The 26,817-nt window shown below is 72.4% G+C and carries 23 protein-coding genes and 2 pseudogenes; 18 read left to right on the forward strand and 7 right to left on the reverse strand.

The genetic code is table 11. The features are described 5' to 3' along the window. The first annotated feature begins 57 nt into the window (after nt 1-57). The 3 genes from ACFYMO_RS28455 (at nt 58) to ACFYMO_RS28465 (ending at nt 3,043) form a co-directional block, all read left to right on the forward strand. Complete coding sequence (locus ACFYMO_RS28455; RefSeq protein WP_366771818.1) at nt 58-609, forward strand: ABC transporter substrate-binding protein; 552 nt, start codon at nt 58-60, stop codon at nt 607-609. 135 nt (nt 610-744) lie between these two features. Further along, a complete protein-coding gene (locus tag ACFYMO_RS28460) occupies nt 745-1,695 on the forward strand; it encodes an asparaginase (protein WP_388549977.1) in 951 nt (316 codons plus the stop codon). Between the two features lie 73 nt (nt 1,696-1,768). Further along, nucleotides 1,769-3,043: a GNAT family N-acetyltransferase gene (locus ACFYMO_RS28465; protein ID WP_366771815.1), complete on the forward strand. Its 1,275-nt coding sequence runs from the start codon at nt 1,769-1,771 to the stop codon at nt 3,041-3,043. Nucleotides 3,044-3,250: 207 nt separating this feature from the next. On the opposite strand, the gene ACFYMO_RS28470 is transcribed toward ACFYMO_RS28465, so the two are convergent. Then, a complete protein-coding gene (locus ACFYMO_RS28470; protein ID WP_366771814.1) occupies nt 3,251-3,433 on the reverse strand; it encodes a hypothetical protein in 183 nt (60 codons plus the stop codon). Between the two features lie 234 nt (nt 3,434-3,667). Here ACFYMO_RS28470 and ACFYMO_RS28475 point away from each other — a divergent pair, with 234 nt between their 5' ends. The 4 genes from ACFYMO_RS28475 to ACFYMO_RS28490 all read left to right on the forward strand — a co-directional run bounded on the left by ACFYMO_RS28475 (nt 3,668) and on the right by ACFYMO_RS28490 (nt 7,219). Next, a complete protein-coding gene (locus ACFYMO_RS28475; protein WP_366771813.1) occupies nt 3,668-4,534 on the forward strand; it encodes a GntR family transcriptional regulator in 867 nt (288 codons plus the stop codon). A 102-nt stretch (nt 4,535-4,636) separates the two neighbouring features. After that, nucleotides 4,637-5,767 carry an aminoglycoside phosphotransferase family protein gene (locus tag ACFYMO_RS28480; RefSeq protein ID WP_366771812.1) on the forward strand — a complete coding sequence of 377 codons (1,131 nt, stop codon included), beginning with the start codon at nt 4,637-4,639 and terminating at the stop codon, nt 5,765-5,767. A gap of 130 nt (nt 5,768-5,897) precedes the next feature. Then, nucleotides 5,898-6,611 carry an HAD hydrolase-like protein gene (locus ACFYMO_RS28485; RefSeq protein ID WP_366771811.1) on the forward strand — a complete coding sequence of 238 codons (714 nt, stop codon included), beginning with the start codon at nt 5,898-5,900 and terminating at the stop codon, nt 6,609-6,611. Nucleotides 6,612-6,799: 188 nt separating this feature from the next. Continuing rightward, nucleotides 6,800-7,219 carry an ankyrin repeat domain-containing protein gene (locus ACFYMO_RS28490; protein WP_366771810.1) on the forward strand — a complete coding sequence of 140 codons (420 nt, stop codon included), beginning with the start codon at nt 6,800-6,802 and terminating at the stop codon, nt 7,217-7,219. Between the two features lie 131 nt (nt 7,220-7,350). Here the strand turns inward: ACFYMO_RS28490 and ACFYMO_RS28495 are convergent, their stop codons facing one another. Together ACFYMO_RS28495 and ACFYMO_RS28500 are read right to left on the reverse strand one after the other, a co-directional pair. Further along, entirely contained in the window at nt 7,351-8,130 is a 780-nt protein-coding gene (locus ACFYMO_RS28495) for a class I SAM-dependent methyltransferase (RefSeq protein ID WP_366771809.1), read from the reverse strand. A 49-nt stretch (nt 8,131-8,179) separates the two neighbouring features. After that, nucleotides 8,180-8,740 (reverse strand): annotated as a pseudogene (locus ACFYMO_RS28500) (TetR/AcrR family transcriptional regulator). Nucleotides 8,741-8,784: 44 nt separating this feature from the next. Here ACFYMO_RS28500 and ACFYMO_RS28505 point away from each other — a divergent pair. Next, nucleotides 8,785-9,940, forward strand: a pseudogene (locus ACFYMO_RS28505) (FAD-dependent monooxygenase). 280 nt (nt 9,941-10,220) lie between these two features. Here ACFYMO_RS28505 and ACFYMO_RS28510 read toward each other — a convergent pair. Further along, a complete protein-coding gene (locus ACFYMO_RS28510) occupies nt 10,221-11,189 on the reverse strand; it encodes a virginiamycin B lyase (protein WP_366771808.1) in 969 nt (322 codons plus the stop codon). Then, nucleotides 11,189-12,832: a ribosomal protection-like ABC-F family protein gene (abc-f, locus tag ACFYMO_RS28515; protein ID WP_366771807.1), complete on the reverse strand. Its 1,644-nt coding sequence runs from the start codon at nt 12,830-12,832 to the stop codon at nt 11,189-11,191. The genes ACFYMO_RS28510 and abc-f overlap by 1 nt, the downstream gene beginning before the upstream one ends. 299 nt (nt 12,833-13,131) lie before the next feature. Here abc-f and ACFYMO_RS28520 point away from each other — a divergent pair, with 299 nt between their 5' ends. From ACFYMO_RS28520 to ACFYMO_RS28545, 6 genes are all read left to right on the forward strand, one after another. After that, entirely contained in the window at nt 13,132-13,989 is an 858-nt protein-coding gene (locus tag ACFYMO_RS28520) for a TetR/AcrR family transcriptional regulator (protein WP_388549985.1), read from the forward strand. 306 nt (nt 13,990-14,295) lie between these two features. Then, complete coding sequence (locus tag ACFYMO_RS28525; protein ID WP_366771806.1) at nt 14,296-14,703, forward strand: RidA family protein; 408 nt, start codon at nt 14,296-14,298, stop codon at nt 14,701-14,703. A gap of 575 nt (nt 14,704-15,278) precedes the next feature. Continuing rightward, nucleotides 15,279-16,727 (forward strand): rifampin monooxygenase, encoded by a 1,449-nt coding sequence (gene rox / locus ACFYMO_RS28530; RefSeq protein WP_388549989.1) that lies wholly within the window; start codon nt 15,279-15,281, stop codon nt 16,725-16,727. 265 nt (nt 16,728-16,992) lie between these two features. Then, nucleotides 16,993-17,418, forward strand: a complete 426-nt coding sequence (locus tag ACFYMO_RS28535) for a helix-turn-helix transcriptional regulator (protein ID WP_366771804.1) — start codon at nt 16,993-16,995, stop codon at nt 17,416-17,418. 130 nt (nt 17,419-17,548) lie between these two features. Further along, nucleotides 17,549-18,271, forward strand: coding sequence for a hypothetical protein (locus ACFYMO_RS28540; RefSeq protein WP_388549992.1), 723 nt, complete (start codon nt 17,549-17,551; stop codon nt 18,269-18,271). Between the two features lie 192 nt (nt 18,272-18,463). Further along, a complete protein-coding gene (locus ACFYMO_RS28545) occupies nt 18,464-18,808 on the forward strand; it encodes a DUF2516 family protein (RefSeq protein ID WP_366771920.1) in 345 nt (114 codons plus the stop codon). A gap of 270 nt (nt 18,809-19,078) precedes the next feature. Here ACFYMO_RS28545 and ACFYMO_RS28550 read toward each other — a convergent pair whose 3' ends face one another. Together ACFYMO_RS28550 and ACFYMO_RS28555 are read right to left on the reverse strand one after the other, a co-directional pair. Next, the gene (locus tag ACFYMO_RS28550) at nt 19,079-20,590 is read right to left on the reverse strand and encodes a PP2C family protein-serine/threonine phosphatase (RefSeq protein WP_388549996.1); all 1,512 of its coding nucleotides are present in this window, start codon (nt 20,588-20,590) and stop codon (nt 19,079-19,081) included. Nucleotides 20,591-21,049: 459 nt separating this feature from the next. After that, nucleotides 21,050-22,168 (reverse strand): NlpC/P60 family protein, encoded by a 1,119-nt coding sequence (locus tag ACFYMO_RS28555; RefSeq protein ID WP_366771919.1) that lies wholly within the window; start codon nt 22,166-22,168, stop codon nt 21,050-21,052. 317 nt (nt 22,169-22,485) lie between these two features. Here ACFYMO_RS28555 and pstS point away from each other — a divergent pair, with 317 nt between their 5' ends. The 4 genes from pstS to pstB all read left to right on the forward strand — a co-directional run bounded on the left by pstS (nt 22,486) and on the right by pstB (nt 26,646). Further along, entirely contained in the window at nt 22,486-23,610 is a 1,125-nt protein-coding gene (gene pstS / locus ACFYMO_RS28560) for a phosphate ABC transporter substrate-binding protein PstS (protein ID WP_366771800.1), read from the forward strand. A gap of 207 nt (nt 23,611-23,817) precedes the next feature. After that, the gene (gene pstC / locus ACFYMO_RS28565) at nt 23,818-24,786 is read left to right on the forward strand and encodes a phosphate ABC transporter permease subunit PstC (protein WP_366771799.1); all 969 of its coding nucleotides are present in this window, start codon (nt 23,818-23,820) and stop codon (nt 24,784-24,786) included. Next, nucleotides 24,783-25,856 (forward strand): phosphate ABC transporter permease PstA, encoded by a 1,074-nt coding sequence (pstA, locus tag ACFYMO_RS28570; RefSeq protein WP_366771798.1) that lies wholly within the window; start codon nt 24,783-24,785, stop codon nt 25,854-25,856. The genes pstC and pstA overlap by 4 nt, the downstream gene beginning before the upstream one ends. Before the next feature lie 13 nt (nt 25,857-25,869). Then, nucleotides 25,870-26,646 carry a phosphate ABC transporter ATP-binding protein PstB gene (gene pstB, locus ACFYMO_RS28575; protein ID WP_019354333.1) on the forward strand — a complete coding sequence of 259 codons (777 nt, stop codon included), beginning with the start codon at nt 25,870-25,872 and terminating at the stop codon, nt 26,644-26,646. Nucleotides 26,647-26,817 lie beyond the last annotated feature (171 nt).

Genomic DNA, 26,817 nt, shown 5'->3' on the forward strand with positions numbered 1-26,817 from the left:
GCGCACACGCGGTGCGTTCACCGGTACCGCGCGATGGGGATGAGGGGACACAAGCCCATGAGCACAACCGGAGCGGGCCCGTCCAGGACACCGCGGCGGCCCGGGGCCCTGGAGGCGCTGCGCGAGCCGGAGCGCCCGGATCTGCACGCGCTCTCCTTGCGCGAACTGCGGATCCTGCGGCGCTCGGCACAGCAGGACGAAGCGGACCTGAGCTATGTCCGCAGACTGCTCCAGGGGCGTATCGACATCCTCGGCGCCGAACTGGCCCGCCGCACCTCCGCGGGCTCGCCGCTGCTGGATCTGCTGCCGCAGATCCTCGCGGACGGTCCGTCCAGCCACCGCTCCTCCGCCCGGCATGTGACTCTCGCCGCACCGCGCAGCGAAGAGTACCGGGCACTGGCCGAGGAGATGCTGGCCGAAGTGGAGCTGAGCGACCTGAAGGCCCGCACCGACGGCGAGCTGCACGACGCGACGGCACGGCTGATCCGCTACGAGCAACAGGTCTCCGGACGCCGCCAGTCGCTGCAGCAGACGGCCGACGAGTGCAGCACCGAGATCGCCCGACGCTACCGGGAAGGAGAGGCGCAGGTGGACGACCTGTTGCCGTAGCGCGGGGCGGGAGCCGGGACGGGAGGGTCCAGGGGTGTCTGTTCTGCGGCACCGCGCATCCGGTTACGGTGAAGGGCCACATATCCGTCTGCTCCGCGCGCCGCCGCACGGCGTGCACCACCGGAAGGTCCCGAGATGCCCGACATACTCCCCGTGCTCGCCGAGGTCGTCAGGTCCGGCTTCACCGAGGGGCGGCACCGGGGCTCGCTGGTGGTCCTGGCGGCCGACGGGAGCGTCACGTTCGCGCTGGGCGACCCGGAGGCGCCGGTCTTCCCCCGCTCCGCGAACAAGCCGTTCCAGGCGGCCGCGGTGCTGCGCTCCGGGCTGGAGCTGTCCGGCGAGCGGCTGGCGCTGGCCGCGGCGAGCCACTCGGCCGAGGGCTTCCACCTCGACCTGGTACGTACGATGCTGGCCGAGCACGGACTGAGCACCGCGGACCTGAAGTGCCCCGCCTCCCTCCCGCTGGACGCGGAGGAGGCCGAGACGTTCCTGGCGGCCGGCAACACCCGCACCCCGCTGGCCATGGACTGCTCCGGCAAGCACACGGCCATGCTCGCCGCCTGCCGGGCCAACGGCTGGCCGCTGGAAAGCTACCTGGACCCCGACCACCCGCTGCAGAAGCTGGTCCGCGAGACGCTGGAGGAGGCCACCGGCGACCCGGTGGCGCACACCGGGGTGGACGGCTGCGGTGCGCCGCTGATGGCCGTCTCGCTGACCGGTCTGGCGCGCGGATACCGCGCCCTGGCGCTGTCCTCCGCGCAGAGCCCCGAGGGCCGGGTCGTCGAGGCGATGCGCGCCCACCCCGCCCATGTGGGCGGCACCCGGCGGCACGACACCTGGCTGATGCGGGAACTGCCCGGGGCGGTCAGCAAGATGGGCGCCGAGGCCGTGCAGGGCATCGCGCTGCCGGACGGGAGCGCCCTCGCGCTCAAGGTGGAGGACGGCGCGGAGCGCGCCCTGGGGCCGGTGGTGGCACGGGCCCTCGCCACCCGGATGGGAGTCAGCTCCGCGGTGCTGGACCGGCTCGCGACCGTGCCGATCCTGGGCGGCGGCGTCCGGGTCGGCGAGGTCCGCGCGGCGTTCTGAGCCCGCGGGGCGAGGCCGCGCACCCGGGCGAAATCCAGGTGCGGGCCGGGTGGGCACGGCCTAGCGTGAGCCCATGCCGACCTCCCTCGACGTGCGCACCCTGGCTGGTCCCGACGCGTATCCGGAGTGGCTGCGCGCCGTCTCCACCGGCTTCTTCCGCGGCCCCGGCGCCGTCGGCGAGCAGGAGGTGGCGGTCCGCGCGCTGGACACTGACCTCGACCGCATCCAGGGCGCTTACGACGGCGAGCGCTGCGTGGGCACCTTCCGTACGCTGCCGCAGTCGCTGACCGTTCCGGGCGGCGCGCTGCTGCCCGCGTGCGCGGTCTCCAGCGTCACCGTCTCGCCCACGCACCGGCGGCGCGGGCTGCTGAGCACGATGACGGCGAAGGCGCTGGATGCGGCCAAGGAGCGCGGCGAGGTGTGCGCGACCCTGGTCGCGGCCGAGTACCCGATCTACGGGCGGTACGGCTTCGGCCCCGCGACCTGGACCACCGACTGGGAGGTCCTCGTCGCCCGCACCGGCCTGGACCGGCGCTACGCCGGACCGGCCGACCTCGGGGACGTCGGCCGGGTGGACCTGGTGGACGCCGCGGAGTTCCGGGCCCTGATGCCCGCCGTCCACGAGCGGTTCCGCACCGGCCGGCACCGGCAGGGTGCCATCGACCGCCGCGCGAAGTGGTGGCGCACGGCGACCGGCGATCTGCGCTTCCCGGACGACGGATTCACCGCCGCGTTCCACGCCGTCTACCGCGACGCGGACGGGCAGCCGCAAGGCGGGGTGTCCTACACCTCCGACGATGTCTGGCAGGCCAAGCAGCCCGAACAGACCCTCACCGTGCGCGATCTGTTCGCCACCACGACCGCCGGGGAGACGGCGCTGTGGCGGTTCGTCCTGGCCGTCGACTGGGTGCTGCGGGTACGGACCGGCTGCCGCGCCCCGGACGACATCCTGCCGATGCTGCTGCCGGACCCGCGCGCCGCGCGCACTGTCACCCACGCCGACTGGCTGTGGCTGCGGCCGCTGGACGTGCCGCGGATGCTGGCGGCCCGCGACTACGCAGCCGCCGACACGCTGGTGCTGGAGGTGCGCGACAAGGACGGCTACGCGAACGGGCGCTTCGCGCTGGAGACCGGCGGACCACGGGGCGGAGCCCGGTGTGCGGCCACCCGGGAGGACCCGGAGGTGTCGCTGGACGTCCGCGAGCTGGGCACCCTCTTCCTGGGCGACGAGTCGGCCGTGCGGTTGGCGGCGCTGGGACGGCTGGCCGAGCACCGCGAGGGGGCGGCGGAGCGGGCGGAGGCACTCTTCCGTACGGCGCGGCGGCCATGGTGCCAGGACATGTTCTAGGCGGCCGGTTCCAGTTCCGGGCGGCCGGGTCCGGGCGGCGGCTGCCGGGCGGGTCCCCACCTGGACTCCGGGGCCGGGAGGCGGGATGCCGTCGTCAAGCCGCCTTCCCCGTGGCGTGGGTTGATGGGTGGGGAAGGCGGCATGACGGCGGTCGCCGCGCGGCGCTGTGCGCACGGCCCGGACGACCCCCCGCCGGTCGTCCGGAGTTCAGGGGTGCAGCAGCAGCGTGGCGAGTACGAGGGCCCCGGCGGTGCTGCATCCGGTGTGCCGGGCTTTGAGGCCGATGCTCAGCATCAGGAAGCCCACGAGGCCGAGGACCCCGTAGCGCACTTGGACCAACTGCTCGAAGGCGACGACGGTGATGGCTACGGCGAGCGCGAAGAACGGCATGGCGGTCCCTCCTTCTCGGGCGCGAGAGGAACGGCTGTGCTGGGAGTACCGGGTGCCCGCACGGCGTCGGACGGGCTGATGGCTCGGGGCCGACCTGGAGGAAGAACCGGCAAGGTTGTCTGCCAGACCTGAAAGTTGGCGACCAACTCACCCACTGTCTTCCCAGTTGTCCACCATCTGGAAACATCTGCCGGACAACTGACGGCTTGTGGAGCGAAGTTGTATGGTCATCGCGTGACCAGGAAGCCGACGTCCGCAAGCGGCCGCCGCCCGCGCGATGTGGTCGCCGACACCCTCCGCGAGCAGATCCGGACCGGGAGACTCCAGGCCGGCACCCGCCTTCCCACCCAGCGGGAGTTGGAAGCGGAGTTCTCCGTGGGCCGCAGTGCCGTCCGCGAAGCCCTGGCGGCCCTCGCCCAGGAAGGGTTCCTGGAGAACGTGGGACGCGGCGCCTCCCCCACCGTCGCCGAACCCACGTACCACGCGGAGGCCCCACGCAGTGCGGGAGTGGAGCTGGCCGACCGGCTGCACGAGGCGTTCCAGGCCGAGCACCTCACCATCGACGCGTTCTCCCTCACCACCGAGACCCTCAACAACGCGCTGGCCTGGCCCGTCCGCCAGGTCATGGACCACCAGCTCACCCCCCGCTCGGTCACCGCGCGCGTCCTCGTACCCAGCCTCCAGGCCAGACTGGCCCTCCCGCGGCTCATCGACGACCCGGATGACCCCAAACCCCGCGAACGGCTGCACCGGATGCAGACCACCTACGTCGACGCGCTCAGCAACTCCCTGCACTCCCTCGCCCCGTTCGGCACCACGGTGACGCTGACGGTCCGCGCCGTACCGCTCACCCCCACCCACAAGCTCTACCTGCTCAACGGCGACGAAGCACTCATCGGCTACTACCAGGTCGTCAAGAACGAGGAGGCCGCCTACCGCGGCGAACAACTCGCCCTCTACGACGTCCTCGGCCTCACCGCCAAGCTCTTCCGCTCGGCACGGGGCCCGGAAGCACGGGACGAACAGGAAGCCAGCTTCGTGGCGGAGTCGCAGCAGTTCTTCGACTCCCTGTGGGACACCATCGCCACTCCCTTCGGGTGACCGGCGAGGAAGCCGCGAGAACCGGTTCGGCAGCACCCGGTACAGTTCCGGCACCCCGGCGATCTCCGTGGCCGGACCCACCGCCCCGAGGACAGCTCCCCGATGACCTCCCCCGCCCTCCAGCAGGCCGAAGCGATCGGCGCCGTGGACGGCCCCCTGGCGGGGTACCACCGCGAGTGGTACGTGGTACGCCCCCAGGGCGAGCTGACCAGGCTGGGCCGGGTGAAGATCGGCGAACCGCGGGAGGACGCCCTCTGGTTCGACCGCCGGTACTTCGCCTCGGAGGACGAGGTACTCCTCGACCTGGCCCGGCTCGGCGTACCCCGGGTACCCCCCGTCCACCGGGTCCGCCGGTCGGGCACGGTCTTCCACGGCTTCATCGAGGGCCGGACCCTGGCGTCCCTCAGCCCGCGCGGCCACCCCGTCGCCCCCGGCCACCTGCGGCAGATCATCGAGCGGTTCGCCTCCCTGAGCCGGCTGCGCCCCGGAGACCTGCACGCCCGCCGGCCCCGGGACTTCCCCCGCAGGGCGCCCGAGCGCGACGGCACCCCTCTCCGGCCCACCGGGGACAGGGAACACCGCCCGGTCCGGAGCAGTGCGCACTTCCTGCGCGAACTCCTCGCCTTCACCCGGGAGCACGCACACCGCGCCCGCCTGCCGCAGTTCGGCCCGCTCTTCGCCCGCCTCGGCATCCCGCCGGACGTGCTGGGACCACACTCCCGGCTGGCCGCCGAGGCCGCGCTGCTGACCGACCGGCCCAGCTGCCTGCTCCACGGCGACCTGCACCGGGCCAACTTCATCGTCGACCCGGCCGACACGCTGTGGACCATCGACTGGGAGCTGGCCGCGTTCGGTGACCCGCTCTACGACCTGGCGACACACCTCCACCTGATGGACTACCCGCCCCGGCAGCGCTCCCGGGTCGTCGCGGAGTGGCGGCAGGCCGTCACCGCGGGGCTGCCCGGAGCCGACGCCGGACTCGCGGACGACCTCCCCCGCTACCTCGGCTACAAACGGGCCCAGTCCGTCTTCGCCGACGTGGTCCGGCAGGCCGTCGCGGTCGGCGCCGCCCACGGCACCCCGGCCTGGGCCGAACAGCTCGGCCGAACCGCCAAGCTCGTGCACGACATCCTCGTCCGCGCCGCCGAACCGCTGGGGCTGGCCGACGTGCCCAGCCCGGGCGCGATCGAACCGGCCTACGCCGAACTGTGCACGGCAGCGCGGCACCGCTGACCGGGACCACCGGCCGCTGCCCGGATCGCGGACACGCCTGCGACAATCACTGCCTGCCCGGCCGACCCCGCTGCTCCGGGAACGGGACGGCCGAGGCCCATGAAGGGGGACACGGAGGATGGTGGCGGCAGTGCAGCCTCAGAACAGCTCGGCTCGGATCGGCTCGGCAGAGTGCGTGATATTCGACTTCGACGGCCCGTTGTGCCACCTCTTCGCCCGCCGCACCGCCGCCTCGGTGGCCGACGCGCTGCGCGCGGCATACGCCGACGGCCCCGGCGGTCCGGCAGCGGGCTGGCCGCAGACCTCCGATCCGCTGCGCCTGCTGACCGCCGCCTTCGACGACGCCACCCTGCTGCCGCCGGAGCGCGCGCGGCGGATGGAGCAGTCCCTGTCGAGCGAAGAGGTCGCCGCCGCGGCGGTCGCCTTCCCCACCGGATACGCGGACACCCTCGTCCGCACCCTGCACGCCACAGGCCGCACGGTGGCCGTCGCCACCGACAACTCCGCCGAGGCCGTGCGGCGATACCTCACCGGACGCAACCTGCTGGAGCCCTTCGGCGAACGGCTGTGCGGGCGGGAGTGCCACGGCACCGGCCTGCGGCTGAAGCCCGACCCGGACTGCGTGCTGCGTGCCCTGGAGTCGACCGGTGCGGACGCGACCGCCACCACGATGATCGGGGACTCCGCGCAGGACGCGGCAGCCGCCCGAGCCGCCGGGGTCGGCTTCGTGGGGTACGCACGCAACGAACGCAAGGCACGGGAGCTGCGCGCGGCCGGCGCCGAGTGGGTCGTCGGCTCGCTGCGCGAGGTCCTGCTCACGGTCGACCCCCTGGCGCACGTCTGAGGGAACGGCTGCGGGGAGGCCGCGGAGAGAGCTGGGGGACGGCCCGCGGGGACGACCGCGGAGAGGCCTGCGAGGACGGCCACGAGAATGGCTGCGAGAGGCCTGCGGGACGGCCACGGGGTCGTCCGGGGAGGGCGGACGGCCCCGGCAAACCGCCCGGTCCCCGCGGCGGTCCGTACGCTGGCCCCATGAGCGACGCACCCACCCCCGCGAGCGAAGAACCGGCACACGACCCCGAGGTCCTCGAACTGGCCCAGCGGATCTTCGACCTGGCCCGGCACGGCGACACCGACACCGTCGCCGCCTACGTCAAGGCGGGCGTCCCGGCGAACCTGACCAACGACAAGGGCGACAGCCTCCTGATGCTGGCCGCCTACCACGGACACCCCGAGACCGTGCGCGTCCTCGTGGCGCAGGGCGCCGACCCCGACCGCACCAACGACCGGGGCCAGTCCCCGCTCGCGGGCGCGGTCTTCAAGGGCGAGGACGCGGTGGTGCGGATCCTCGTCGAGGCGGGCGCCGACCCGCGCGCGGGGACACCGTCCGCCGTGGAGACCGCTCGGATGTTCGAGAAGCCGGAGCTGCTCGAACTCTTCGGCGAGCGGTAACCAACCGGCCGACCCCGCCACGGGGCCTTTCACTCGCGGCGTTCGCGGTCGGGGCGGCCGGACGGTCAGGAACGGCCGGACGGCCGGGGTCGACCGGACGGCCACGGTGTGCTCGTCATCCGGCCGCCCGGTCAGGCCGACTCGGCGGCCCCGCCTGCGGGCTTGTGGGCCTCGACGAGAAAGCGCGCCGAGTGGGCGACGAACGGCCCCTCGCGCTCGATCCGGTCGTGCAGCTCCCGCAGCCGGTCGCGGTAACGCTCCACGGTGAAGTCATGGACCATCCACACGACCTTGCGCAGGAAGTAGACCACCGCTCCGACGTCGAAGAACTCCACACGGAGCCGCTCGGACCGCAGATCCACCACCGTCAGCCCGGCCGCCTCGGCCGCCGCCCGCTCGTCCTCGGGCCGCCGTCGCCGCCGGGCCTCGGGCTGGGGGCCGAGGAAGTACTCCACCAGTTCGAACACCGAGGCCGGGCCCACATGCTGAGCCAGGTAGCTGCCGCCCGGCTCCAGCACCCGGGCGATCTCCGACCACCGGGCCCGCACCGGATGCCGACTGACCACCAGGTCGAAGGCACCGTCGGCGAACGGCAGCGGAGCCTCGTCCGAGTCCGCGACGACGACCACGCCACGCGGGCGCAGCAGCGCGGTCGCCTTGGCCACGTTCGGCGGCCACGACTCGGTGGCGGCCATCACCGGCGGCAGCCGCTCCGCCCCCGCGAGCACCTCACCGCCGCCGGTCTGGATGTCGAGTCCGGCGGAAGCGGTGGCGAGCCGGGCGCTCATCTGCCGCTGATATCCCCAGGAGGGCCGCTCCTCGGTCGCCCTGCCGTCCAGCCAGGAGAAGTCCCAGCCCTCGACGGAGACGGAAGCGGCCTCCGCCACCAGATCATCGAACGAGCGCACCATTCCGTCATCCTCGCGGCTCCGCTCCGCCGCCGCCAACCGATTTCAGGTCCTACCGCAGTGCGGCGGCGACCAGGCCGTCCAAGGCCTCGCGCCGTACTTCACCACCGCTGACGAGGTGCTCGAAGACCAGTCCGTCGATGCAGGTCAACAGGGTATGCGTGCGGCTCTCGACGTCCGGGACACCGCGCGTGGCGAGGAACGACCGGACAGCCTCGCGCCCGGCGTTGTCGCGGGGTACGAGGATCTCCCGGAGTTCCGGATCGCGCACGCTCTCGACGGCGCAGGCGTAGCGGGCGGGCGAGCGAGCGGCGGCGGCCCTCGCCGGTGAGCCGCTGCCCGATGAGCAACGCCATGCCGTTCACCAGTTCCTCGGCGGTGCGCAGCGGTGGCAGCGCTTCGGCCGCGGCCCGCAGTTCGGCTTGGTCGAGATGGACCAGACGGGTGACGAGAGCGCTGAGCAACGCGGCGCGCGTACGGAAGCAGGCCGAGGTGGTCCCGGTCGGCAGCGCCGCCCTGCGGTCCACCGCGCGGCGGGTCAGACCCGGATCCCTTCCTCGGCGTGTACGTCGATTGCCGAGTCCGCCAGGAGAGTGCGCCGGTCCGAAGCCATACCTCCTTTCTACACCTGTAGGAAAAGGGGATCGGGGTTCCGGCATGGGCAGCACAGCAGTGGTGGTCGGAGGGGGTATCGGCGGACTCGCCGCCGCGATCGGCCTGCGCCGCAGCGGATGGGACGTGACGGTCGTCGAGCGCGCCCGTGCTCGACGACACGGGGGCAGGCATCTCGCTCGCCGCCAACGGCCTGCGGACACTGGACGAACTCGGCGTCGGCGAGGCGGTACGGGCCGCTTCGCAGGGCCAGTACCGCGGCGGCACCCGTACACCGCGCGGCGGCCGGCTGGCCCGGATGGACGGTGCGGCGCTGGAGCGAGCGGCGGGCACCCCGATCATGGGCATCCCCCGCTCCACCCTGCACCGGCTGCTCCGCGAGTCCCTGCCCGCCGACTCCCTGCTGATCGGCTCCGAAGCGGCCAGCGTCGAGCAGAGCGGCCCGGCGACGGTGCACGTCGACTGCGGCGAAGCGGCCCTCGAGGCCGACCTGGTCGTCGCGGCCGACGGCATCGGCAGCACGATCCGTGGAAGCCTCCACCCGGGCCATCCCGACCACGTCCACAGCGGTTCGACGGTGCTGCGCGCCATCACCGAGCGCCCGGTCGATCTGTCCTCCGACTTCGAACTGACCTGGGGACAGGGCATGTAATTCGGGCACATCGCCTTCAGAGACGGGCGAGCCGAGTGGCACGCCGTGCTCGGCGCCCCCGCGGGAACGCGGTACGCCGACCCCCTGGCCGAACTGCGCCGGCGGTTCAGCACCTGGCACGATCCGATACCCGCCCTGCTGGAGGCGACCCGAGCGGAGGATGTGCTGCACCACGATGTCGACGAACTCCGCCCGCCGCTCCCCTCGTACACCGTCGGCAGAATCGCGCTCCTCGGTGACGCGGCACACGCCATGACCCCCCATCTCGGACAAGGTGCTTGCCAGGCGCTGGAGGACGCGATCGTGCTGGCCGCCTCCCTCGGCACCGAGCCCACCGCCGAGGCCGCACTCGCCCGCTACGGCGCCGAGCGCCGACCACGTGCTCAGGCCGTCGCCGGGGCCGCCCGGCAGGCCGGACGGATGGGCCAGCAGCTCTCCCATCCTCTGGCCGTCGCCCTCCGGAACACGGCGATGCGGCTGACCCCCTCCCGGATCACGACCCGCATGATCCTCCGCCACCACGCCTGGATCCCACCCCGACTGACCTGACCCGTCCCCGAGTGCCGCGCCCCCCCCGGGACAGCACCCGCCGGGGTCGACGCTGCACGTCCCCGCCCCTGCCCGCGGGCTGCGGCCCGGAGCCGGTATCCGCGCAGGTGCCGGTGCCGGGATTCAGGTCCGGGGAGCCCGGGTGGGGCTTCCGACGGCCACGCCCGCTCCGACCGCTCCGGACAGAGTCGGAGCAGGGCGGGTCCGTTCAGGGGACAGTCTCGGGCCAGGGCCGTCAGGGCCGTCAGGGCCGTCAGGGCCGTCAGGGCCGTCAGGGCCGTCAGGGCCGCAACGTGCTGATCCGCACCAGCTCTCCCCGCTCCAGGGCAACATGGAGGGCGCCGTCCGGGCCGAGGGTCAGACCGTGCGGTTCCGATTCGGGTGTGGGCAGCGGATGCTCCACGAGGTGACCGGAAGGCGCGCGGGAAGCCACGCGGTTGCCCGCCCACTCGGTGATCCAGCAGGTGCCGTCCGGGCCGACGGCCACCGCGTGCGGCCGCGACTCGCGGTCGGGCAGCGGGAATTCCTGGACCCGGCCGTCCAAGCCGATCCGCCCGAGCTGGCCGGCGCCGATCTCCGCGAACCACAGCTCGTCCGCACCGGCGGCAATACCCACCGGTGCGGCTCCTGCGGTGGGCAGCTCGTACAACGTGACGCCGCCGTCGAGCGCGATCCGGGCGATCGCATCCGCCTGGTTCAACGTGCACCACAGGGCCCCGTCCGGGCCGGCCACCAGTGCGGAGGGAAAGCAGCCGTCGACCGGCAGGGGAAACTCGGTGACCTCGCCTTCCGTGGTGATCCGGCCGAGGCGATGGGCGCTGGTCTCCGTGAACCAGAGCGCCCCGTCCGCGGCCGCCGCGATGCCGTACGGGCCGCACTCCGGTGTCGGTGGAGCGAAGGACGTGGTCTCCCCGTCGACCGTGATCCGGCCGATGCGATGGTCCCTGGTGCGGGTGAACCACAGGGCTCCGTCGGGCCCTGGTGTGATCACTGTCGGGCCCGAATCCGGCGCGTCCAGCGGCCAGGTCGTCACCCGGCCTTCCGGCGTGACGCGGGCCACGGCACCCGCCGCCACGAGGGTGACCCACAGTGCCCCGTCGGGGCCGGCGCTGATGCCGTAGGGGCCCGTGCCGGGGCCGAAGGCCGCCGTGGTGGTCACGGCCACCGGAGGCGCCGACGAGGCCGGATCCGTCCCGGTGTCGGACTCGGAACGCGGTGCGTGCGCGGTGCTCGCCGGGTCCTGGCTCATCAACAGCTCCTCTTTCCGGCCGCTTCCTCGGAGAGCGCCGTGTTCGGTTCTTCCAGTTCCAGCTGCGCACCCCGCCAGCGCTGCCGCAGCCTGCGGTCATGGCTCACCACGACCAATGCACCCTCGTAGGCGTGCAGGGCCTCCTCCAACTCCTCGACCAGCGCGGGGGACAGGTGGTTGGTCGGCTCGTCCAACAGCAGGATGTCGGCCGGCGTGGTCACCAGCCGGGCCAGTGCCAGGCGCTGCCGCTGTCCGGTGGAGAGCCGGGCGACGGGCACCTCCAGCCGCTCCGGGGCGAACAGGCCCAGCGCCAGCAGCCGCCGGGTGTGCTCCGCACGCGTTCCGGCACGGCCGTGCGCGTACGCGTCCAGCAGGGTCTGCTGCGATCCGCCGGGGATCTCCGGCTCCTGGGGCAGGTGGCCGATCGTGCCCCGGCGCGCGATCCGGCCGGTGGCCGGTGCCGGCTTCCCCGCGAGAGCGTTCAGCAGGGTGCTCTTCCCCGCACCGTTCGGTCCCGTCACCAGCAGCCGCTCGCCCGCCGCGAGTGTCAGGTCGGTCCGCGCCAACCGGCCCCGGACCGCGATCCCCTCGGCCGTCAGCACCGTGCCGCGCAGGCCGCCGGCGCGGAGCTCCGGGGCGAAGCGCAGCGGCACCGGTGGGGGCGGCACGGGGTCCGCCAGCAGTCGGCGCAGCCGTTCCTCGGCGTTGCGGACCCGCCCGGCCAGCGACTGCTGGACACGCCCGGCGGCCCGGTCGTAGGCCATCTTGTTGCCGTCCTTCATCGCCCTGCCGGGCGCCACCCTGCGGGCCGTGGTGGCGGCGGCCTCCCGAAGCCGTTCCGCCTCGGCCTGCCAGCGTCCGTACGCCTCGGCCCAGCGGCGGCGGGCTGCGGCCTGCTCCGCCAGATAACCCGCATAGCCGTTGCCGTAGCGGACGACCGTGCGGCGATCGCCGTCCACCTCCAGCAGCGTCGTCGCGACCCGTTCCAGGAAGGTGCGGTCGTGCGAGACGGCGAGGGTGATACCGCGGCGTGTCCGCAGATGGTCCTCCAGCCAGCGAAGCGCGGCGCCGTCCAGGTGGTTGGTCGGCTCGTCCAGCAGCAGCACCTCGGGGTTCGCGGCCAGCAGCGCGGCCATCCGGAGCCGTACCCGTTCGCCGCCGGAGAGGCTGCCGACGGTGCGGCAGCGGGGCAGCAGCCCCAGCCCGAGACCGTGCAGCGCACGCTCGACGCGGGCCTCGGCGTCGTAACCGCCCCGGAGTTCGAACGCGGTCAGCAGGTCTCCGTACTCGGCGAGGACCGATTTCTCGCCCTCCGCCATCGCCGCTTCCAGCGTGTGCAGGCGCCGCTCCATGGCGTGCAGTTCGCCCAGCGTCCCGTCGATGACCTGCTGGACGGTCAGCTCCGGTGGCAGCGGCGCGTCCTGAGCGAGGTGGCCCACACCTCCCTCGGCGTGCAGAACGACCTCGCCCGCGTCCGGCTTCTCGTGCCCCGCGAGCAGCCTGAGCAGGGTCGTCTTGCCGGAGCCGTTCTCCCCGACGATCCCCGCTCGTTCACCCGCCGAGAGGGAGCAGCTCACTCCGTCCAGAACCGTGCGGCCGTCGTACGACTTGGTGACGGCCGAAGCCGTGATCCGGGTAGCCATCCGTGCTCTCCAAAGCGATCAGGAATGAAGCGGCCAAGGGGGACCGCGGGACCGGGTGAACGCTCTGGTCGAACATCGGCAACTCCTCTTCCGTGTCGCGGCGTGCGCGACGGGTGACGGCTCGGGATGCGATCGGCGGGCTTTTACCGCGACGCCTGTCGCGTTAAGATGTTGGCACGGCGACCTCGATCGCGGCAAGGCGGAAAAGAGGGAAATCGCGGAAGCCGGACGGACACCGGTCGCGTACACGGGTCCGCGGAGCCGGAGCGCGAGACGAAGGGAAGCGGGATGAGCGCGACGTGACAGCGGAGGGGCAGGGACCGGAGCGGCCGGCCCGGCAGCCGCGCAAGCCGGGCGGCACGGACGGCGACGCGGGGCGGGACCACACGGGCCGGGACGGCGAGGACAGTCGGGGCACGCACCGCCCGGAAGCGGACGGGGAGCCGCCCCGGGACCTCGGGGCGGCCCGCGGCACCGCCGGTGCCCGAAGGCCGGGCGGACGCACGGCGCGCGTGCGCGAGAGGGTGCTGGAGGCCGTCGGCCCGCTGCTGGTCGAGTACGGCTTCGACGGGCTGACCGTGGACGCCGTGGCTGCCCGCTCGGGCGTGCACCGCGCCACGGTCTACCGCCGCTGGCGGGACGTGGGAGGCCTGCTGGCCGACGCACTCGACGCGGCGGGAGACGACGGCTGGCGTCCGCCCGACACCGGCTCCCTGGAGGGCGACCTGCGGGCGCTGAACGACGAGGCGCAGGAGGCGTTGACCGAGGAGCCCTCGGTCGCTCTGGCCATGATCGCCGCTTCCTTCCGCTCGGAGGAGGCGGCGCGGTCGCTGCGGCGGTTCTGGGAGGAGCGCTACGACCGCTGCACCGCGATCGTGGACCGGGCCGTGGCGCGCGGGGAGTTGGAACCACCCGTCGAAGCGCGGAAGCTGGTGGTGAGTTCCACTTCCCCCGTCTACCACCACCGGGTACTGCTGCATGCCCCGCCCGACCCGGAACTGCCGGCGGAGGCGGCCCGCGCAACGCTGCTCGCCGCGCGGGCCGGGGCTTTCCGCAACTCGCCCGGCGCCCCCTCCGGACGCCGGGTTGCGGATCCGGCCGCCCGCGCCACCGGACCAGGGACGGAAACCGGGGCCGGGGCCGCGCTCGGGACTTGACCAGGACCGGGCCGGGACTCGATCGGAGCCGGGACCGAGAGCGGGCCGGAATCCCGGCGGGCGCGACCCGGCCGCCGTCCGCGATCGGCCCCGAGCCGGTGCTGCGCCCCGCACCGCAGGAGGCAGCGGACACCCGCCAGGGCGAACCGGCCGGGAGCTGCACGGTCACCTTCTGGTCCCCACAGCACCGAAAAGTGCGTTCTTCCACGTCAGACGGCACTCTCTTATGGTTCCCGAGTATCCACAGGAGACCGCGCGACGTCTGAAAGCGCGGGCCCCCCATCCGTGCACAAGGAGGCGCACAGCATGCCCGTCACTCTCGTGAACCCCGCCGGACTGCCCGCGATCGACGCCTACCGGCAGGTGTCGATCTCATCCGGATCGCGACTTGTCTTCGTCGCCGGGCAGGTCGCCTGGGACGCCGAGGGGACCACTCTCGGCGAGGGCGATCTCGCCGCGCAGGTCGAGCAGTGCTACCGCAACATCGGCACGGCGCTCGCCGAGGTCGGCGGCACCTTCGGGAACGTGGCGAAGCTGACCTTCCATGTCGTCGACTGGACACCCGACAAGATGCCCCAGCTCATGGAGGGGGTCTCGAGGGGAGTGGCGGCAACCGGAGCGGCTTCGGCCCCGCCCGCCACGCTGCTGGGCGTCGCGGCGCTCGACATCCCCGAGCATCTCGTGGAAATCGAGGCCACCGCGGTCCTGGACTGACGAGCCGCCGTCGCAGGAGACAAGCCACCTCGCGGGACGGGCAGACCGCCTTCGTGCCGCTGTCGCGCGTTCGCCGGGCGGGAACGGTTGCCGAACGGAGCCCCGGAGGCGGCCCGTCAGGTGTCGGCAGGCGTCGGCCGGAGGGCGGAGAAGGGAGTTGGGGGAGGCGGTCACCGGGTGGTGCGAACGGCGCCGCGCGTCGGCCACCGGCGCATCGGACAGTGCCGGGATCGCAGTTCGGAAGCTCGTTGCGCACTCCTCGCCACTCTCAACATATAGCGCAGTAGGGGCCTTGCGGCAAGACCCCGGTGCTGCCCCAGAATCACGGGCCGAGACCAGAACCTGGGCAATTCAGGGATTCGCGCAGTACGCGTGCTTATGCGGTGTGCTGGCGCAGCCGGCCACCGTGCGGGGCGCGCAAGGGCGACCCGTCGGTGCGTCCACAGCGCGGACGCGGGACACGGAAGGCAGGTCGCCGAGGCGGGCGCCCGGCACGGAGGTGCCGGGGGTCCCGCCGCGCTGTGGAGAGCAGTGGAGCGGCCGGCCGGAAGGCAGCCGGGAAAGTGGGGGATTCGATGATCGACGTGATCGTGGCCGGTGGCGGACCGACCGGACTGATGCTGGCCGCGGAGTTGCGGCTGCACGGGGTGCGGGTGGTCGTACTGGAGAAGGAGGCGGAGCCGACCACGGTGGTCCGCGCGCTCGGCATGCACGTGCGCAGTATCGAGATGATGGACCAGCGCGGCCTGCTGGAGCGCTTTCTCGCACTGGGCAAGCAGTACCCGCTGAACGGATTCTTCGCCGGCATCAGCAAACCGCATCAGGTGCGCCTGGACTCCTCGCACGCTTACGTCCTCAGCATCCCGCAGCCCCGCACCGAACAGCTGCTGACCGAACACGCGGTCGAGCTCGGCGCCGAGCTGCTGCGCGGCTGCGAGGTGGTCGGACTGGACCAGGACGCGCACGGGGTGACGGCGGAGCTGGCCGACGGCACCCGGCTGCGCTCGCGCTATCTGGTCGGCTGCGACGGCGGCCGCAGCAGGGTCCGCAAGCTGCTCGGCGTCGGCTTCCCCGGCGAGCCCAGCAGGGTCGACACCCTGCTGGGCGAGATGGCGGTGGGCGTACCGGCGGAGACGCTGAACAGCGTGATGGCAGAAGTCCGCAGGACGCAGCGCCGGTTCGGCGCCATGCCGCTCGGTGACGGGATGTACCGCGTCGTCGTGCCCGCCGCCGGAGTGGCCGACGACCGCACGGTCCCGCCGTCCCTCGAGGAGTTCCAGCAGCAGCTCCGGGTGCATGCGGGGACCGACTTCGGTGTGCACTCGCCGCGCTGGCTCTCCCGCTTCGGCGACGCCACGCGGCAGGCCGAGCGCTACCGGACCGGCCGGGTCCTGCTGGCGGGCGACGCGGCGCACATCCATCCGCCGACCGGTGGCCAGGGACTCAACATCGGTGTCCAGGACGCGTTCAACCTCGGCTGGAAGCTGGCGGCCGAGGTCAACGGCTGGGCGCCGGAGGGACTGCTGGACAGCTACCACGCAGAACGGCATCCGGTGGCCGCCGAGGTGCTGGTCAACACTCGTGCGCAGATGGAGTTGCTGTCGACCGAACCGGGGCCGCTGGCGGTGCGCCAACTGGTGTCGGAACTGATGGACTTCGAGGAGGTGCACCGGTACCTGAACGAGAAGATCACCGCCATCGGGGTCCGGTACGACTTCGGCGAGGACGGTCACGCGCTCCTCGGCCGGCGGCTGCGGGACATGGAGCTGAAGCGGGGGCGGCTCTACCGACTGCTGCACGGAGGCCGCGGGCTGCTGCTCGACGGGACCGGTCGCCTCTCGGTCGAGGGGTGGGCCGACCGGGTCGACCACGTCGTGGACGTCGCCGAGGAACTGGACGCACCCGCCGTCCTGCTGCGGCCGGACGGGCATGTGGCCTGGGCCGGCGGGGATCAGGCGGAGCTGCTCGACCGGCTGCCGCGCTGGTTCGGCGCCCCGGTCGGCTGCACCTCCGCCGTCGGCTGACCGCACACGGGCGTCCGGCCGGGGCCCGACGAGCACGGTCACGCCTCCGGGCGCCCGGTCGCGGCCCCGTCCGGCATCGGACACGGCGGCGTCGCCGGGCTCCGCGCGGGTCGGGCCCCCGGCCGGGCCCGCGGCACCCGAAAGCGCGCACGACGGAGCACAGCGGAGTCCGTCGGTCATCGCTCCGCGCAGCCCGTGAAGGACGCGGCACACACTTGCAAGCAAGGTGCTTGCAATAGTTAGCAATCGGGTGCATGCTGTGTTCATGGCCTCGCTCAACGTCGGGAACCTCGGCGAGTTCCTGCGGGAACAACGGCGGACCGCGAAGCTGTCGCTGCGGCAGCTCGCGGAGGCCGCCGGTGTCTCGAACCCGTATCTGAGCCAGATCGAGCGCGGCCTGCGCAAGCCCAGCGCGGAGATCCTGCAGCAACTGGCCAAGGCGCTGCGGATCTCGGCGGAGTCGCTCTATGTGCAGGCCGGCATCCTCGACGAGCGGGACCGGGAGGACCTGCTGCAGGTTCCGGCCGCGATCCTCGCGGACTCCACGATCAACGAGCAGCAGAAGCAGGCGCTGCTCCAGATCTACGAGTCCTTCCGCAAGGAGAACGCGCAGCAGCGGGCAGCCGCTCCCGACGCGGCGGACCCGCCCGCGGCGGAGGCACCCGCGGCGGAGCCCCGGCAGGCGGAGTAAGCACAACAAGCTGAGCAAGGACAGCGAGGGGCCCGCGCCGGTGCGGGCCACCGGCACCGGACCGCGGGCGTCGGCCCCCTCGCGACGGACGGCCTCATCAGGCGAGTTGAGCCACGAAAGGCGAACCCTCATGCCCATCGCGAACGACCTGCGCAAGACCTTCACCGACCCGACGCCCCTCTACGTCGCCGCGGGCGTCGTCGACAAGCTCCGCGAGGAGGCACCGCAGGCCATCGCCGCGGTCCGGGAGACGGACCCCAAGGAGGTGCAGGAGCGGCTCACCCAGCAGGCCAAGGAGACTCAGGTCAAGGTGAGCGAGACCCTCGGCGGGCTGGACACCGACATCAAGAAGCTCCGCGAGCAGGCCCAGCACCTGGCGCTGCAGGGGGTCGGCGTCGCCGCGGAGTACGCGGTCAAGGCGCGGGAGACGTACGACGAACTGGCGGTGCGCGGCCGCGAGGCCGTCAAGAACTGGCGCGGCGAGAGCGGTGGCGACACCCCCGAGGTGACCGTCGAGCGCGAGCCGGCCCAGTCGGTCAAGATCGCCGAGCCGCCGGCCGAGGAGACCGCCGAGGGAACCTCCGGAGCCGCCCCGCGCAGCACCTCCGCCGGGTCCACCGGCGACAGCGGCGACTCCACCTCCTCCGGCAAGAGCGCGGGCAGGAGCACGACCGCCAAGAGCACCGGCGCTTCGACCGCGAAGAGCACCGGGGCCCCGGGCGCGAAGGGCACCGCGGGCGGCGGTGCCAAGTCCGCGGCCGGCTCCACCACCTCCTCCGGCGCCAAGAAGACCGGCACGACCCGCTCCACCGGCTCCGGCACCCGGAAGTCGGCTCCGAAGTCCGATTCCTGACCCCAGCGGCGCCCGGAACGGAACGGGCCGGGCACCCTACGCGGTCCCGGCCCGTTCCGCGAGCGCTGCGGTACGGTTGCGACAAGCCCTTTCGAGCCCCCGCCATCCCTCCGAGCTACGTGACCGCCGCGACGACGACTGCGACCGAGGCGACCGTGCAAGGCACCGACACCGACCGGGAGTGTGAGCACCATGCTGTTCGCGGGCTTTCAGGCCACTGTCTTCGGGCTGATCAGCATTGTGCTGCTCGCCCTGGCGGTGTTCACCTTCGTGGACGCCGCCTTCCGGCGCGAGGACGCCTTCCGGGCCGCGGACAAGCAGAACAAGCAGTTCTGGCTGATCATCCTGGGGATCACCGTACTGGTGAACCTCGTGGTGCCGATGTTCCTGCTGCAGATCATCGGGCTGATCGCGACGATCGTCTACATGGTCGACGCCCGGCCGGCCCTCAAGCAGGTCATGGGCAACGGCCGGGACCGCCGCCCGCGCGGCGGCAGCAGCAGCGACGGTCCGTACGGACCGTTCAACGGCAGGTGAGTGCTCGACAGCGGGCGACCGCGTGCCCGGCAGGTGCCCCTGCGCGGCCCGCTCTCCGGCGACGACCGGCCGCAGCCGCAGCCGTCCGGTGACGTGCAGGACCGCCGTCCGGTGACGTGCAGGGACCCCTGGCGGGAATCCTGAGCACGACCGGAGCGGGAGCCCCGGGAGACGCCCCCGGCGGGAGCCGGGCGGGGCGCCGGGACGATCGATCCGGCCGCGGGCACGGGGCGCTACGCCTGGGGCCCGGACGCCGGGCCTGACGGGCCACTACGCCTGGCGGCCCCGGTCCAGCAGCAGGACGGCCACGTCGTCGGTCAGCTCGCCGCCGTTGAGCCGGCGCACCTCGTCCATCGTGCCGTCGAGCAGCCGCTCGCCCTGCGCGCCCTCGGTCATCCGACGGGTCACGATGTCGAGCATCCCCTGCTGGCCCAGCCGCTCCCGGCTCGGTCCGGTGCCCTCGGCGGAGCCGGCACCGGAGGGGGGCTCCGCCGTGCGGCCGCCGTGCACCCGGCCCTCGATCAGCCCGTCCGTGTACATCATCAGGCTCCAGGAGCGGCCCAGCCGGACCTGGCGGCGCGGCCAGCGGGCCTGCGGCAGCAGTCCGAGCGCGGGTCCGTTCTCCCCCTCGGGCAGCAGCCGGGGCGCCGCATCCGGGTCGGCCCCGGCGAACAGCGGCGAGGGGTGCCCGGCCAGGCAGACGCCGGCGCTGCGGCCGTCGGCTGCGATGTCGACGGTGCACAGTGTCGCGAAGATCTCCTCGCTGCTCCGCTCGTTCTCCAGCACTTTCTGCAGCGTGCTCAGCAGCGCGTCCCCGCACAGCCCGGCGAAGGTCAGGGCACGCCAGGCGATCCGCAGCTCGACGCCGAGCGCGGCCTCGTCGGGTCCGTGGCCGCACACGTCGCCGATCATCGCGTGGACGACGCCGTCCGGGGTGCGGACGGTGTCGTAGAAGTCGCCGCCCAGCAGCGCACGGGAGCGGCCGGGCCGGTACCTGGCGGCGAACCGCAGGTCGCTGCCCTCCAGCAGCGGCCGGGGCAGCAGCCCGCGCTCCAGCCGGGCGTTCTCCTGGGCCCGCAGCCGGCTCTCGGTGAGCTGGCGCTGGGCCAGGTCGGCCCGCTTGCGCTCCACGGCGTAGCGGACGGCGCGCATCAGCAGCCTGCCGTCCAGTTCGTCGCGGAAGAGGTAGTCCTGGGCGCCGACCCGGACGGCCTCGGCGGCCCGTTCCGCGTCACTGCCGTCGGTGAGCGCCAGGACGGCGTGCCGCGGGGCCATCCGCAGGACCCGGTGCAGGATGTGCAGTTCGTCGGAGTCCGGAGCCGGTCCGGAATCGGGAGGGGGCGGAGTTCCGGAACCCTGGGCTCCGGACGCGGCGGCGCCGGACGCGGCGGCGCCGGACCCGACCTCGGCGGCACCTCCCGCTCCCGCGTCTCCCGGGGTGCCGGGCGCCGGTACGGGCGCGGTCAGCGCCGCCTCGGCCGCGGGGCTCTCGAACGGGGCCTCCTCTGCCTGCCCGCGAAGCTCGCACGGCAGTGCGAGGTCCAGCAGGATGCAGTGGACGTCGTCGGTGAGCAGCCGTGCGGCCTCGGTGAGGTTGCGGGCCGTACGGACCCGCACGGGCCGACCGTACGCGTCGAGCATGCGGGGCACACTCAGCGCACCGGTCGGATCGTCCTCGACGACCAGCAGGGTCAGGCTGCTGCCGGGTCCCTGCGCGGCCTGCCGGGCCGACGTGTCGGCGGCCTGTGCCACCGCCCCGGCCTGGGGCGCGCTTACGGGCATGCTGAAAACCTCTCCCTCCCCCGAGGGCGTGGTGTGCGCGCCGAGCGGCGGCCACCATGGGTGAGCCCGGAACGGCGCGCGGTGGTGGGCGCTCGTCATCCCGGGCTGTCGGACAGGACCTTAGCTTCCGCGTGCGGATGGACGGAATGGCCGACGATAATCCGTCACTGTCATATGCCCACGCCACAACGGGAATTCACGCCGCTATGGCCCCGTTTTCCCCCGCCCCCGCATGACCAAGCTCACGTGCTGGAAACGGGACGGCCGCGCCGGACCCGCATCCCGCCCGCCATGCACCCGCCCGTCCCGCTTTTCACGGTGCATACCCCTCCGTCTGCGCAAGGGACCTCCCCACCGGCCGAGGACCCCGGAATCCGAACAGATCACCCTTTTACCGGCCGACGCGCCGCCCATCGCCACGCGAAGAGAGACCCTGACCGGACCGGCCGGATCGTGTGACTACTTGTCCGGACGGACGACGCCCAGGATCGGCATGCTGCCCGCGCCCTCGACGGTGATCTGCCGGCCCGTGCGCGGGGCGTGCAGCAACGCGCCGTCGCCGACGTAGATCCCCACGTGACTGGCGTCCTTCTTATAGATGATCAGATCACCTGGGCGCATCTTCCGGACCGGGACGTGCGGCAACTGCTTCCACTGCTCCTGCGAGGTGCGCGGGATCCGCACCCCCGCCGCCTCCCAGGCCCGCATCGTCAGCCCGGAGCAGTCGAAGGTGTCGGGGCCCTCGGCGCCCCAGACGTAGTCCTTGCCGAGCTGCTTGGTGGCCCATTCGACGGCGCGCCGGCCGGCCGCGGACGCCTTGCCGTCGAGCCCCTTCAGCACCCCCGACCCGATCCACTCGGCCTGTCGCGCCCTGGCGGCCTCGTCCTGCAGCTCACGCAGCCGCTCCCGCTCCTCCTTCTTCAGGCCGGACTCGATCTTCTCGGCCTGCTTCAGCTGCGCGGTGATCTTCTTCTTGGCCGCGGCCTTCTTCTTGCGGTTCCGCTCCAGTTTCTTCCACTCGTCGGTGGCGTCCGCCGAGTACCCGCGGAGCCGGGAGCGGGTCCTGGTCAGGGAGCCCAGGAGCCCCCGCGTGGCGTGCTGCCCCTTGCGGGCCAGGGAGACGCCCTGCAAAAACTTCTCCGGGTCGTCGCCGAGCATCAGCGTGGCGGCGTCCGGCATGCCGCCGTTGCGGTACTGCGCCCGGGCCATGGCACCGGCCGACTTGTTGAGTTCATCCAGTTCGCCCTGGGTGGACTCGATGCGCTTGGCCAGTTTGGCGATGTGCTTCTGCTGCTTGTCGACGGCGGCCTCGGCCGCGTTGTAGGCGTCCGTCGCCGAACCGGCCTTGTCGTGCAGCTTCTCGATCTGCTTGCGGATCTGCTCGAGGGTCGGCGTGCCGGTGCCGCCCGGCTCGTCGGCCTCGGCTCCGGAACCGGGCCGGGTGCCGCCGGGGTCCGGCTTCCCCGGCGCGGCGTACGCGGTGCCCGGCCCGAGTCCGGCCAGCAGCGCCATGGTGCAGGCCGCCACGAGCCCGTACCGGACGGACGGGAGGGTCGAGCTGGACTGCGGCCGTGTCACCCGGGCCACCCCCTGAATGTGGTCAACTTTGGCCGACGCAGCGTGATAGTGCCATGCCCGGCCGGAAGAGAACAGAGGAATGTACTGACGAGTATCCACAGGCGCCGCCGCGGAGCGACCCCCGCGGAGGGGCACCGGGCTGACCGCCGAGGTTCACTCGGCGTTCACTCAGCTCCGTCGGCCGCTTCACCTGATCTGTCTAATTTCGGCCTTACCAAGCGCGCGGCACAGCCTGGTTCAGGAACCGCGCCCCGTAGCCAGAGAACCCGACGGCCGGCCGGCCGTCGCTCCCGGGCCCAGGAAGGAACTGAACGAAAGTGAAGCTTCAGCGCACACTCCGGCTCCGCACCGCCGCCGTCGGCGCCCTCACGGTCTGTGGCGCCCTGGCCCTGAGCGCCTGCGGCTCGGACGACAACTCCGGCGGCTCCGGCAGCGACACGACGAAGGCGGCCAGCAAGATCAAGTGCGAGGGCGAGGGCAACCTCCTCGCCTCCGGCTCCAGCGCCCAGAAGAACGCCATGGACATCTGGACGCAGACCTACCAGTCCGCCTGCGGCAACACCCAGATCAACTACAAGCCCACCGGCTCGGGCGCCGGCATCCAGGAGTTCCTGCAGGGCAAGACGGCCTTCGCGGGCTCCGACTCGGCGCTCAAGCCGGACGAGGTCGCCAAGTCCAAGAAGGTCTGCAAGGGCGGCCAGGGCATCGACCTGCCGATGGTCGGCGGCCCGATCGCGGTCACCTACCACCTGGAGGGCGTCGACGGGCTGGTGCTGGACGCCGACACACTGGCCAAGATCTTCGACTCGAAGATCACCAAGTGGAACGACCCCGCGATCAAGAAGCTCAACCCGGACGCGAAGCTCCCCGGCAAGAAGATCCAGGCGTTCCACCGGTCCGACGAGTCGGGCACCACGGACAACTTCACCAAGTACCTCAACACCGCCGCCCCCTCCTCCTGGAAGCACGAGCCGGAGAAGGCCTGGGCGGGCAAGGGCGGCCAGGGCGCCGACGGCTCCTCCGGCATCGCCACCAACGTCAAGCAGAACGACGGCTCCATCGGCTACGCGGAACTCTCCTACGCCACCGGCAACGACCTGGACACGGTCAAGCTGGACACCGGCGCCGAGGAGCCCGTCGACGCCACCGCGGACAACGCCTCCAAGGCCATCGCGGACGCCAAGGTCGTGGGCCAGGGCAAGGACCTCTCCCTTGAGCTGAACTACAAGACCGAGTCCGCGGGCGCCTACCCGATCGTCCTGGTGACGTACGAGATCGCCTGCGACAAGGGCAACAAGAAGGAGTCGCTGGACGCGACGAAGTCCTTCCTCAAGTACACCGCGAGCGAGGACGGCCAGAAGGCCCTCAAGGAGAAGGGCTACGCCCCGATCCCCGACGAGATCGTCACCAAGGTCCGCTCGACCATCGACGGCCTGAGCTGAGCAGACCCCGCCACCACGGCGGGACTCCGACGGTGTGGACCGGCGGTGCCCCGCGCACCGCCGTCCGCTCCCCCACGCAAACCCGCGCCCTGAATATCACGAAAGTCCCGATCACCGGGGTGCGAACGATCCGGTGCACCGCCAAGGGGCCGCGCCGCGCAGCCACACCGCGCGCACAGCGGCCCGCACCGTCAGACCGGAGAGACCATGGCTACCGAAACCCCTCCCGCGACAGCGGCCTCCCCGAAGGGCGCCACACGCAGGGGTGACCGAATATTCCTCGGGCTCTCCCGGGGATCCGGGATCACCCTTCTGGCGATCATGGCAGCGATCGCCGTCTTCCTGACCTGGCGGGCAGCCCTCGCCATCGGCGCCGACGAGGCCAACTTCCTCACCAGCTTCGAATGGGACGCCAACGCGGACCCGCCCCGCTTCGGCATCGCCGTCCTCGCGTTCGGCACCGTCGTCAGCTCCCTGCTCGCGATGGTGCTCGCGGTGCCGGTCGCCGTCGGCATCGCCCTGTTCATCTCGCACTACGCGCCGCGCAAGCTGGCCGCGCCGCTCGGCTACGTCATCGACCTGCTGGCCGCCGTCCCCTCGATCGTGTACGGCCTGTGGGGTGCGCTCTTCCTCGTCCCGCATCTGACCGGCCTCTACACCTGGCTGGACACCTACCTCGGCTGGACGGGGCTCTTCACCTACCACGGCGGCGCCGCGCGCTCGCTCTTCACGGTCGGCATCCTGCTCGCGATCATGATTCTGCCGATCGTCACCAACGTCTCCCGCGAGGTCTTCCGGCAGTCGCCGAAGATGCAGGAGGAGGCGGCCCTCGCACTGGGTGCCACCCGGTGGGAGGTCATCCGCATGTCGGTGCTGCCCTTCGGCCGCTCCGGCGTCATCAGCGCCTCCATGCTGGGCCTGGGCCGCGCGCTGGGCGAGACGATGGCCGTCGCCACGGTCCTCTCCCCCAGCTTCCTGATCAAGGCCAGCCTGCTGGAGCCCGGCGGCGGCACCTTCGCGCAGAACATCGCCGCCGGCTTCAAGGAGGCCGGCTCCACCGGGCGGGACGCACTGATCGCCTCCGGCCTGGTCCTCTTCGTCATCACCCTGCTGGTCAACGGTGCGGCCCGGCTGATCATCGCGCGCCGCAAGGAGTACTCGGGAGCGAACGCATGAGCCGGACCGCTGTGGCCGACGCCCCCGTCGACAGGGCGGCACCGCCGACGAGCACCCTGCGGCAACCGCGGCTGCCGCGCTGGGCCCCGCTCGGCCTGGCCGCCGTCGCCGCCGTACTCGGCATCGGAATCGGACTGGTGGGCGGGCTGGACAGCCGCCTGCAATGGGGACTGATCGCCGCCGTCCTCTACCTCGGCCTCACCGCGGTGCTCGCGGGCACCGTCGAGGGGACCCGGCAGGCCAAGGACCGGCTGGCGACCAGCATCATCTGGGTCTGCTTCCTGCTGGCCGTCGTCCCGCTGGCCTCCCTGCTGTGGGAGACCCTCGTCCGCGGCGCGAAGGTGCTCGACGGTTACTTCCTGACCCACTCCATGAGCGGAGTGATCACGCTGGAGCCGGGCGGCGGCATCTACCACGCCCTGATCGGCACCCTGGAGCAGGTCGGCCTGGCCACCCTGATCGCGGCGCCCCTCGGACTGCTGACCGCGGTCTACCTGGTCGAGTACGGCACCGGCCGACTGGCCAAGGCCATCACCTTCTTCGTGGACGTCATGACCGGCATCCCCTCGATCGTCGCCGGTCTGTTCATCCTCTCGTTCTGGATCATCATTCTCGACTTCGGCTACTCCGGCTTCGCGGGCGCCATGGCGCTGGCGATCCTGATGATGCCGATCGTCGTGCGCTCGACGGAGGAGATGCTCAAGCTCGTCCCCAACGAGCTGCGCGAGGCATCGCTGGCGCTGGGCGTACCGAAGTGGAAGACGATCATCAAGGTCGTGCTGCCGACCGCGGTCGGCGGCATCACCACCGGCATCATGCTCGCCGTCGCGCGCATCGCCGGTGAGTCGGCCCCGATCCTGCTGCTGGTCTTCGGCTCCGCCGAGATCAACAACAACCCCTTCGACGGCGCGCAGTCCTCGCTCCCGTACTTCATCTACGAGCAGTGGGCCCTCGGCAACGAGGCGTCCTACGACCGCGCCTGGGCAGCCGCCCTCGTCCTGATCGCCTTCGTGATGATCCTCAACCTGGTCGCCCGCGGCATCGCCCGCTGGAAGGCCCCCAAGCACTAAGAGAGTGATTTCCATGGCCAAGCGCATCGACGTCAGCGGCCTCTCCGCCTATTACGGCAGCTTCCGCGCCATCGACGACATCTCCATGACCGTGGAGCCCCGCTCCGTGACGGCCTTCATCGGCCCCTCCGGCTGCGGCAAGTCCACCTTCCTGCGCACCCTGAACCGCATGCACGAGGTCAACAACGGCGGCCGCGTCGAGGGCAAGGTGATGCTGGACGACGAGGACCTGTACGGGCCGGGCGTCGACCCCGTCTCCGTGCGCCGCACCGTCGGCATGGTCTTCCAGCGGCCCAACCCCTTCCCGACCATGTCGATCTACGAGAACGTCGCAGCGGGCCTGCGGCTCAACGGCGACCACCGGAAGAAGGACCTCGATGAGGTCGTCGAGCGCTCCCTCAAGGGCGCCAACCTGTGGAACGAGGTCAAGGACCGGCTGAACCGGCCCGGTTCGGGCCTCTCCGGCGGGCAGCAGCAGCGGCTGTGCATCGCCCGGGCCATCGCCGTCGAACCGCAGGTGCTGCTGATGGACGAGCCCTGCTCGGCGCTCGACCCGATCTCCACCCTCGCGATCGAGGACCTGATCGGCGAGCTGAAGTCGCGCTTCACCATCGTGATCGTGACGCACAACATGCAGCAGGCGGCGCGCGTTTCCGACCGCACCGCCTTCTTCAACCTCGCCGAGGTGGGCGCCCCCGGGAAGCTCGTCGAGATCGACGACACGGAGCGCATCTTCTCCAACCCGACCGTCCAGGCCACCGAGGACTACATCTCCGGCCGCTTCGGCTGAGCCGACCGGCCGGCTCCGGCTGGTGCCCTCCGGCCGGAGCCGGCCGGTTCCGGCCGATCGCTCCCGGCCGCTGCGGCCGATCCCATCCGGCCCCGCCCGCCCCGCCGGGCCCGGGTGGGTCACCGACCGCCCGCGGTGCTGCATGGCGGTGCCACCGCGGGCCCCACCGCC

The organism is Streptomyces sp. NPDC007025, assembly GCF_042869455.1.
Classification (GTDB): domain Bacteria; phylum Actinomycetota; class Actinomycetes; order Streptomycetales; family Streptomycetaceae; genus Streptomyces.

What these genes read in the sequence shown, in the direction of transcription:
- ACFYMO_RS28550 (WP_388549996.1), bottom strand. Translation starts at nt 20,590, where the DNA reads ATGCCCGTAAGCGCGCCCCAGGCCGGGGCGGTGGCACAGGCCGCCGAC.
- ACFYMO_RS28455 (WP_366771818.1), top strand. Translation starts at nt 58, where the DNA reads ATGAGCACAACCGGAGCGGGCCCGTCCAGGACACCGCGGCGGCCCGGG.
- abc-f (WP_366771807.1), bottom strand. Translation starts at nt 12,832, where the DNA reads ATGGCTACCCGGATCACGGCTTCGGCCGTCACCAAGTCGTACGACGGC.
- ACFYMO_RS28545 (WP_366771920.1), top strand. Translation starts at nt 18,464, where the DNA reads ATGCTGTTCGCGGGCTTTCAGGCCACTGTCTTCGGGCTGATCAGCATT.
- ACFYMO_RS28460 (WP_388549977.1), top strand. Translation starts at nt 745, where the DNA reads ATGCCCGACATACTCCCCGTGCTCGCCGAGGTCGTCAGGTCCGGCTTC.
- ACFYMO_RS28490 (WP_366771810.1), top strand. Translation starts at nt 6,800, where the DNA reads ATGAGCGACGCACCCACCCCCGCGAGCGAAGAACCGGCACACGACCCC.
- ACFYMO_RS28480 (WP_366771812.1), top strand. Translation starts at nt 4,637, where the DNA reads ATGACCTCCCCCGCCCTCCAGCAGGCCGAAGCGATCGGCGCCGTGGAC.
- pstC (WP_366771799.1), top strand. Translation starts at nt 23,818, where the DNA reads ATGGCTACCGAAACCCCTCCCGCGACAGCGGCCTCCCCGAAGGGCGCC.
- ACFYMO_RS28495 (WP_366771809.1), bottom strand. Translation starts at nt 8,130, where the DNA reads ATGGTGCGCTCGTTCGATGATCTGGTGGCGGAGGCCGCTTCCGTCTCC.
- ACFYMO_RS28535 (WP_366771804.1), top strand. Translation starts at nt 16,993, where the DNA reads ATGGCCTCGCTCAACGTCGGGAACCTCGGCGAGTTCCTGCGGGAACAA.
- ACFYMO_RS28470 (WP_366771814.1), bottom strand. Translation starts at nt 3,433, where the DNA reads ATGCCGTTCTTCGCGCTCGCCGTAGCCATCACCGTCGTCGCCTTCGAG.
- ACFYMO_RS28540 (WP_388549992.1), top strand. Translation starts at nt 17,549, where the DNA reads ATGCCCATCGCGAACGACCTGCGCAAGACCTTCACCGACCCGACGCCC.
- pstA (WP_366771798.1), top strand. Translation starts at nt 24,783, where the DNA reads ATGAGCCGGACCGCTGTGGCCGACGCCCCCGTCGACAGGGCGGCACCG.
- pstB (WP_019354333.1), top strand. Translation starts at nt 25,870, where the DNA reads ATGGCCAAGCGCATCGACGTCAGCGGCCTCTCCGCCTATTACGGCAGC.
- ACFYMO_RS28510 (WP_366771808.1), bottom strand. Translation starts at nt 11,189, where the DNA reads ATGAGCCAGGACCCGGCGAGCACCGCGCACGCACCGCGTTCCGAGTCC.
- ACFYMO_RS28465 (WP_366771815.1), top strand. Translation starts at nt 1,769, where the DNA reads ATGCCGACCTCCCTCGACGTGCGCACCCTGGCTGGTCCCGACGCGTAT.
- rox (WP_388549989.1), top strand. Translation starts at nt 15,279, where the DNA reads ATGATCGACGTGATCGTGGCCGGTGGCGGACCGACCGGACTGATGCTG.
- ACFYMO_RS28525 (WP_366771806.1), top strand. Translation starts at nt 14,296, where the DNA reads ATGCCCGTCACTCTCGTGAACCCCGCCGGACTGCCCGCGATCGACGCC.